Source organism: Flavobacterium cheongpyeongense, from assembly GCF_003202435.1.
Lineage (GTDB): Bacteria > Bacteroidota > Bacteroidia > Flavobacteriales > Flavobacteriaceae > Flavobacterium > Flavobacterium cheongpyeongense.
The window spans coordinates 1-962 of the sequence record NZ_QJHK01000047.1; the positions used below are offsets into that span (position 1 = coordinate 1).

The 962-nt window shown below is 37.6% G+C and carries 1 pseudogene; it reads right to left on the bottom strand.

The features are described 5' to 3' along the window. Positions 1-962 (bottom strand): annotated as a pseudogene (locus tag DMB65_RS22240) (T9SS sorting signal type C domain-containing protein); the annotation flags it as partial.

Here is a 962-nt window from a genome sequence, read left to right on the forward strand (position 1 = left end):
TTCTCAATCAACAGCTGAAGATTATTTACATCCTCTTTCTGGTATAATTGTTTTCCGGTTATGTCATAAATAAACACCTTCTCAATATTCTCAACTGTCGAATTCACTGTAATATTCTTATTCTGAATTACAACCCAAACCGCATCAGCTTCTGTCTCAAAATCTCCTGTGCCTAATGTTTTGTTGGTATAACGAAGAACAAAACGATTGTTGAAAGTACCTGCTTTTGTCGTAAATGTATAGTTACTGGCGGTCAGTTCGCTAATCGTACCGGTTTGCTTGTCTTCAAGATAGATTCTCTGACTGGCCAAATTACCATCTGCCTGATCGATTGCAATGGTAAAACTTCCTGCAATAGACGAACGGTAACCCAATGGAACCACATCGGTATCCGTAAATGGCAAAGAACGTCCCTGGATGGTCATATTAGATGCATCGTTGATACTATAAAAATCAATATAACTGTTACCATCAAAGCTCAAACCATCGAATTTTTTATCATATTTATTGGTAGCACCTTCTATGTAACCAATAAGGGTTTGTTTGAAAGCTCCTCCTGAATTGGTCATGTTTAGCCACAAACGGTGTTTCTCCATTACTCCTGATTTGGATGTTTTAGCGGGTTTGAAAAATTGTGAATTGTGTGTTCCACCATAACGCATTTCATTGGTAAATTCTACATAACCCGAACCGGATTCAGCACTGGTAAAAAACGATTGACCTGCAGCTATATAACCGGTTGGTTTTACACCATTATCTACTCCGCTAACATCATGATTTGGGTCACTCAACGCAGAAGCAACACCTCCTGTAAGGTTATAACTCGCATAATCATCTGAAACATAAGCATATTTAGAATTGACTAATTTAATAGCCGTATTGTGCGTCCAGAAATACACTGTTCCGCCTAAGATATTACTATTATTGGCATTACCATACAAAAAATCATCTGCATTTATAGC